The 5,444-nt window shown below is 43.8% G+C and carries 7 protein-coding genes and 1 riboswitch; of the genes, 3 read left to right on the top strand and 4 right to left on the bottom strand.

Annotated features, from left to right (window positions below; genetic code table 11):
* Window positions 1–86: 86 nt before the first annotated feature.
* From NCCP2331_RS17965 to NCCP2331_RS17950, 4 genes are all read right to left on the bottom strand, one after another.
* The gene (locus NCCP2331_RS17965; RefSeq protein WP_251672071.1) at window positions 87–659 is read right to left on the bottom strand and encodes a class I SAM-dependent methyltransferase; all 573 of its coding nucleotides are present in this window, start codon (window positions 657–659) and stop codon (window positions 87–89) included.
* 19 nt (window positions 660–678) lie between these two features.
* A complete protein-coding gene (locus NCCP2331_RS17960) occupies window positions 679–1,599 on the bottom strand; it encodes an NAD(P)/FAD-dependent oxidoreductase (protein WP_251672070.1) in 921 nt (306 codons plus the stop codon).
* Window positions 1,596–2,018, bottom strand: coding sequence for an RrF2 family transcriptional regulator (locus NCCP2331_RS17955; protein ID WP_153723128.1), 423 nt, complete (start codon window positions 2,016–2,018; stop codon window positions 1,596–1,598). Before NCCP2331_RS17955 ends, NCCP2331_RS17960 begins: the two co-directional genes overlap by 4 nt.
* Before the next feature lie 146 nt (window positions 2,019–2,164).
* The gene (locus tag NCCP2331_RS17950) at window positions 2,165–3,028 is read right to left on the bottom strand and encodes a LysR family transcriptional regulator (protein ID WP_251672069.1); all 864 of its coding nucleotides are present in this window, start codon (window positions 3,026–3,028) and stop codon (window positions 2,165–2,167) included.
* A 153-nt stretch (window positions 3,029–3,181) separates the two neighbouring features.
* Here NCCP2331_RS17950 and NCCP2331_RS17945 point away from each other — a divergent pair, with 153 nt between their 5' ends.
* The 3 genes from NCCP2331_RS17945 (at window position 3,182) to NCCP2331_RS17935 (ending at window position 5,342) form a co-directional block, all read left to right on the top strand.
* A complete protein-coding gene (locus NCCP2331_RS17945) occupies window positions 3,182–4,315 on the top strand; it encodes an AbrB family transcriptional regulator (RefSeq protein WP_251672068.1) in 1,134 nt (377 codons plus the stop codon).
* Window positions 4,316–4,523: 208 nt separating this feature from the next.
* Window positions 4,524–4,621: riboswitch (guanidine-I (ykkC/yxkD leader) on the top strand.
* A gap of 65 nt (window positions 4,622–4,686) precedes the next feature.
* Window positions 4,687–5,028, top strand: coding sequence for a DMT family transporter (locus tag NCCP2331_RS17940; RefSeq protein ID WP_251672066.1), 342 nt, complete (start codon window positions 4,687–4,689; stop codon window positions 5,026–5,028).
* Window positions 5,028–5,342 carry a DMT family transporter gene (locus tag NCCP2331_RS17935; protein ID WP_251672065.1) on the top strand — a complete coding sequence of 105 codons (315 nt, stop codon included), beginning with the start codon at window positions 5,028–5,030 and terminating at the stop codon, window positions 5,340–5,342. The genes NCCP2331_RS17940 and NCCP2331_RS17935 overlap by 1 nt, the downstream gene beginning before the upstream one ends.
* The last annotated feature ends 102 nt before the right edge of the window (window positions 5,343–5,444 follow it).

The raw sequence follows: 5,444 nt of genomic DNA, 5'->3' as shown, positions 1-5,444 counted from the left end.
GAAAAATCCCAATATTACACTCGACACCTCATTTAATTAAGTACTACGCGGACCCTCTATATCTATAATAAGAATAAAAAAGTAAATTAATTCACTTTCCTGACAATCAGCGCATACAAGGATTCTGACGGGAAAAATTTCTCTGTTACCTTGAATCCTGCTTCTATCATTTCCCGTTCCATTCCTTCCATCGTTACTCTTGGAGCCCTCTCGGAACTCTCTTTTGGTTTAAGTTCAAGACAAACGAGATATCCATCACTCGCAAGCACACTTTTCATTTGCTTCAGAATGGGTCCCAGCGGTTTGATTTCGTGAAGTACGAGAGATGCGATGATGATATCGATGGAGCTATCAGTTACAGGCAGCGACTCCATGCTTCCCAGTATCGGCACAATATTCGCAAGTTGTTTCTCCATAGCTTTTTCCTTTATAATTTCCACCATATCAACATCCTGATCGAGCGCATAAACATTTCCTTTTGTTCTTTCTACAGCAGGAATGGTAAAATAGCCGGTCCCAGCGCCGAAATCTACTATATTGGCCGTTTCTTTTACTGGAATGCTATTAAACAGCATATCCGGAGAAAATTCTTTTCTTCTTTCAGCACTTTCTAAATACGATACTTTTCCTTTGTGATGCTTGCTGTGTGAGTGGTGCATGTGAATCCTCCTTTTTATTTTAAACTTGCTGTTCTTTTTCGTTAAACTTCTCCTCTATAAGTGCTCCGTTGACAGCTATGGCGGCCATCGAGCCTTCTCCCGCTGCAATAATTAATTGAGATGGACCGGCAATCCTCGTGTCTCCGCAAGCATATACGCCTTGAATGTTCGTCTGCTGCCAGCTGTCTGTCATAATTCCTCCGTACTCGTTCAATGAATAGCCAAGTGTTGAATCAAAAGCAGCTGCCTGCTGCCATTCTGCGGTAACAAATCCACCGGTAATGCATACTGTTGTCCCATCTTCGAGTTCAATTTTTTCCAGCCTGCCTTCCTGGCCGATGAATGCAACTATCTTTTTTTCATATATGGAGATGCCTTTGCTCTTGAGCAATTCCTGTTCTTTCAAAGAAAGCACTTTGTTTCCGTTCGTGAAGACGCTCAGGTCATCTGTCCAGTTGGAGACTACCTTTGCCAGATGAAATGCTTTCTTGTCATCTGCAATTACGGCGAGCGGCTGATCTTTCATTTCCCACCCATCACAGAAAGGACAGCTGAATAGGCTCTTGCCATAGAACTCTTTCAATCGCGGGATGTCCGGAAGAACTTCCTTGAAGCCGATTGCGAGAATAATTTTCTTCGCGTGATGCACTTCTCCAGTTTCTGTCTCCAACTTGAACAAATCATCTACTTTATGAATACAGTGAACCCGCTGTTTTACAATTTTCACATCCGGGTACGTGCTTAATTCTTCCTGAGCGATCCTTTTGAGTTGCTGTGGATGTACGCCATCACGTGTAATGAACCCATGAGATTCAGAAGTTACAGCATTTCTCGGCTTGTTATCATCAAACAGAATCGTCTTGCGTCTGGACCTGCCAAGTACGAGCGCGGCATTCAGCCCGGCCGGCCCCCCTCCAATCACAGCACAGTCCAATATCATTGCGTCATCCCCTTTTCATTTATGTGCTTCGCTTCCGCTTCTTTTGCGATATCGATTAGGAGCTTCGAGGAGAGTTCATTTCTCAAATGATCTTCAGCCTCTCTCATGACATTTTCAATCAAGCAGCCTTCATGATGAATCGAGCAATCAAACAAACTAGCATCTCCTTCAATAGCATTAATGACATCCAAAAAAGATATTTCATGCTTGAGGCGAACTATCTTGTACCCGCCCTTCGCACCCGGCGTCGAACGGATCAATCCTGCTTTCGTAAGTTTCGTTAATATTTTGGACAAATACGTCGGGGAAAGATGCTGCATTTCAGCCAATTCCTGCACGCCGACTGTACTTCCCTCAGGCTGCAGCAGAATATGGACCATTGTATGCAATGCGTAGCTTGTCGCTTTTGAATATCTCATTATTTTCTCTCCTTCCCATTAGTAGATATCGAAGACATCGGATATCTGTAATTGATTTTATTATATTGCCGGCTATTAAAAAAGTCAACATTCTTAATCGAATGCTGCCCTTGAAACTACTTTTTTCCCGAGCAGCAGCCCGTTTTTCACTTCCTGAACTCTTCTTCCAGAAATTGCACAAACGCCTTTACGATATTCAAATGAAGCGATTCCTTGTGGTACAGCATCCACGTTCTGCGTACGATTGGTTTGCCGTCCAGTGTATAAATATCCACCTTTTCCAGTTCCGGCACGTCATCTAAAATCAGCCGCGGCAAAATAGCATAGCCAAGCCCGTTCATCACCATCTTTTTGCACGTATCCGCCTTATCCACTTCGATGCTGACGAGCGGCGGCTGGGCAAAACGTTCCGTCCACCAATTATCGAGCGAATTCTTCAACAGGGCATCCGTATGATAATCAATTCGCGGAAGGTTTGGGAGATTCTCCATGTCGATCTTCTCTTTCGAAGCGATGCAGATCGTCTCCTCCATCAGCAAATGCTTCTCATCTTTCCAGCTGAAATCCCCTTTTACAATGCCGATATGCACGTCCTGATTGTACGTCAGATGCGCAATCTGGCTGCTTAGATTGGTCGTCACCTTGAATTCAACATCCGGATACTGATCTTTGAACAATTTCAGCAGATTGGGCAGCATATAATCGGTGAAGAATGTCGAAACTCCGAGCCGCAGTGTGCCAGTCAGATTCTCTTCCATATTGATGACATTTTCCTTAATACTTTGGATCCTCAGCAGCATATCGCGCGCACTTTTTGCCAAATACTCCCCTTGCGGCGTAAACTGGATTCCCCTTCTCCCGCGATTGACGATCTGCACTCCGAATTCCCTCTCCAGCACTTGCAGGCGATTGGTCAGCGCAGGCTGCGAAATATACAGCCGCTGGGCCGCTTTCGTAATATTTTTTTCTTCGTAAAGCGTCTGCAGCACCAGCCAGTCTCTTTCATTCAAATGAATTCCTCCTTTTCTGGTATAGGTATAGGTTATGGATAAGGATACAAAACGAGTATTTTATTTATCATTCATAGTACCTTATACTATAGATAACAAGCAATGGATTTGGACGATACACACAACTTAGAAAAACTGAAAGAAGGAATAGACATGAAGAAAGGAAAACTTTTGCATCAATTTCTACTGTTCATTGCACTTAGCGGTTTCGGCGGATTTATCGTTTCATTGACCGGGCTTCCGATTGGCTGGATGATTGGGACACTCCTGACAGCGACCGTCCTCTCTATATTTTATCCGGCAATTGTCAAGCTCCCTCCCAATCAAAACGGACTTCCGAAGTACTGGCTGTATATCGGTCAAGTGATTTTGGGGATTGAACTCGGACAGCGAGTGAACAGCACCGTTCTTTCTGTGTTTCATGAGAGCTGGCTGAGTATCGTTATTATGCTCGTGCTGTCTGTGGTGATTTCATTGGGGTCGGGACTGTTTTTATGGAAATACAGCAAACTCGATATGCTGACCAGTTTCTTCGCCACTACACCAGGCGGACTTTCTGCGATGCCGGGGATTGCGGAGGAATTTGGCGCGAATACAGGCGCGGTTAGTATTGTACAGACGTTGCGGGCGTTTTTGGTTATTCTGACTATACCAATCGCTATAACTATTTGGTTCGGTCATACTGCGTCTGATGTGGTGACAGTTGCAGTGGCTGGATTTGATATACAGCATGTTGGCGTTACGGTTTTATTTGCTGTCCTGGCTGTGGCGGGATACAAAGCGGGGAAACTGCTGAAACTGCCTGCCCCTTGGTTGATCGGCGCGATGCTCAGCGTGGCCGGCGTGAAAATTATCGGGTCTGCATGGATTGGCTTTGACTTCATTGCCTGGTGGCCACACAGCCTGCTGATCATTTCACAAGTATTGATCGGCGCCAGCATCGGTTCCCGTTTCACGAAAGAAATGTTCGTAGGATTAGGCAGGATGATTGTTGTTTCCATGGTGAGCACGATCGGCATGATCGTTGCAATGCTTGCCTGCGCGTATGCCGTCTCGCTGTTTTCCGACATCAGCTTCCTGACATCTGGACTGGCTTTTGCGCCGGGTGGAATTGCCGAAATGTCAACGACTGCCCTCGTGCTCAATGGCGACGCAACATTTGTCGTGACGGTGCAAGTACTGCGGGTCATCGTCGTCTGTGTTACTCTGCCTCCGCTTTTCCGGTTGCTGCGGTATGTGGAGCTTAGGAGGAAATCGATTCCTTTGCGGAGTAAGGAAGTGCATTGAGGGTGGGGTTTACGAGGATAATTTGGGTTTCACCACAACATCTTTCAAAAGTAGAAATTTCTACTTTTGAAAAGTGTATTAGGATATTAAACTTGTCACGTAAAATGCTGAATAATTTTAGTGGTATCCAACTGTCACTGCAATATACGGAGCCATTTAGTAGAAAACTGCCACATCTTAATGTAAAATAGGGGTTAAATTAAATTAATCAAATGTTTTCTAGGGTTCCGCAACAAGTTGTTGGACTGGACCGAGAGAAAACTCATAGCTTTAGCTATGTCACGGAGGGATAAAAGCCTGGGAGATGCTGTTTAACAGCGTTCTCCTGGGCTTTTTTATTTTTATAAAAATTGATTGAGAGGTGTCATTTCGTGAATCGAAATTGGATTAAGGTTTTTATTGCCGCATTTTTTGAGATCTTTTGGGTGATTGGTTTAACTCATGCTTATGACTTCTTTACTTGGACTGGAACAATCATCCTTATCATAGTCAGCAATTACTTAATGATTACAGCAGCATATGTGCTTCCAGCTGGGACGGTTTACGCCATTTTCGTGGGATTAGGTACAGCTGGCACGGTCGTTGCAGGGTCACTTTTCTTTGGTGAGTCATTCAATTGGGGAAAGATTATTTTGATTATAATATTATTGATTGGAGTTATCGGATTAAAGTTAGTTACGCCGGAGAAGGAGAAGAAAGGAGTTGAATTCTGATGGCATGGTTTGCTCTGATTTTGGCTGGATTGTTGGAGACATTTGGCGTCGCAATGATAAATCAACTTACTGTAAAACGTGATTTGCGAACGGTCATATTATTAATTTTAGGATTAGGTTCAAGTCTTGCGTTACTCAGTTATTCATTGCGATTTATCCCTATGGGAACTGGTTATGCTATTTGGACGGGGATTGGTGTTGTCGGTGGTGCATTAGTCGGCATGATATTCTTTGGTGAATCAAAAGACTGGAGGAGAATGGTTTTTATAGCAATTATTTTGTGCTCGGCAATCGGATTGAAATTAGCCGGATAATTGCTAGAAAGGATTGCTAGAAAGTGCCTGTGTAAAAAACAAACATGAATGTTATAATAGTCATGTTTGTTGAAACAATCGCGAATATTTAAATAAACACGA

Origin of the sequence: Sporosarcina sp. NCCP-2331, from assembly GCF_023707945.1 — a bacterium.
GTDB lineage: Bacteria > Bacillota > Bacilli > Bacillales_A > Planococcaceae > Sporosarcina > Sporosarcina cascadiensis.
This window is presented reverse-complemented; position numbering and strand designations above follow the sequence as displayed.